The sequence below is a fragment of the Arenibacter amylolyticus genome (assembly GCF_002150785.1).
GTDB lineage: Bacteria > Bacteroidota > Bacteroidia > Flavobacteriales > Flavobacteriaceae > Arenibacter > Arenibacter amylolyticus.
Genome location: NZ_MTAZ01000066.1, coordinates 1 through 1,223, shown reverse-complemented (window position 1 = coordinate 1,223; position 1,223 = coordinate 1). Strand labels below are relative to the sequence as shown.

Here is a 1,223-nt window from a genome sequence, read left to right as displayed (position 1 = left end):
TCCTTTAGACTTGCATAAGTATATTTATCTCAAGTTTAACCGTATAAAAGAGAGCTGAACTTAGGTACACTATAGTCACTCAGAATTTAAAAAATTCATAGTTCGATTTAGACCTAAGTTCAGACTTTCATCAATAATCTCTAATAGAAATTCGGGATTTTAAGCCCATTATCAAGGAGTCGAGTTAATGATGAAAACATCTCTTTCTATAAAAGCAAAACAAAGTTATGAAAAGTATTTTTGTCGGAGTGGATGTAAGTAAATGCACTTTAGATTTTTGTGTGATCGAGCCTGAAAAGACCACTTATCACAAAATCAAAAATAAAGAAGATGCTATTAGTAAACTATTTAAAAGAATAGGAGAAATCGGCCTAGAAGTCTTTATCTGTATGGAGAATACAGGTTATTATAATTTTAATCTTTATGAGGTCTTAAAGGGGATTGATTTTAAAACTTATGTGGTTGACCCAAAGCATATAAAAAGAAGTATTGGCTTGGTGCGAGGAAAAAATGATAAGGTTGATGCCAAGCGCATAGCCGTTTTTATTGAAAGAAACTATCAGGATTTTGAATGTTGGCAGCCAGTTAGTGAATCCGTGAAGGCCCTGAAAATTCTACTAAGTCAGCGACGATCGAAGATAAAACAAAGAAGAGGTTTAAAACAGCAGTTGTCAGATTTAAAAAATGTAGCTTTCAATAAGTCGACCAAAAGATTAATTAAAATTAGTGAGAAGGGCATCAAAGAAATAAATGGGCATATTCGGGAAATTGAGACCCTCATAAAGGAAGAAATAAAAGCCGATTTCAAATTGCATAAAGAAATAGAAAGGATAAAAACTATACCGGGTATTGGGGATATTACTGCCTGGATGATAGCCATTAAAACCGATGGTTTCAGTCGGTTGACGGACCCAAGAAAACTAGCTTGTTTTGCCGGTGTGGTTCCTTTTGAACAACAAAGTGGAAGTAGTCTAAAAACCAAACCACGGGTCTCTAAAATGGCGGATATGCAGCTCAAAACCGTTTTGCAAATGGCCGCCATGAGAGCTGTTAGAATGGAAAATGAATTACAGTATTATTACCTTAGAAAAGTTGATGAAGGCAAAAACAAAATGAGCGTTTTAAACGCTGTTAGGAATAAATTACTGCATATTGCTATGGCGCTTATTAAGAATAAAACTTATTATAAAAATCGTTTGGAATTGTCATAGAAATCGAACTGA

General features: G+C 34.2%; 1 protein-coding gene. It reads left to right on the top strand.

Going from position 1 to position 1,223, the window contains the following annotated elements; genetic code table 11:
• Positions 1-227 precede the first annotated feature (227 nt).
• Complete coding sequence (locus BV214_RS15860; RefSeq protein ID WP_086478486.1) at positions 228-1,211, top strand: IS110 family RNA-guided transposase; 984 nt, start codon at positions 228-230, stop codon at positions 1,209-1,211.
• The last annotated feature ends 12 nt before the right edge of the window (positions 1,212-1,223 follow it).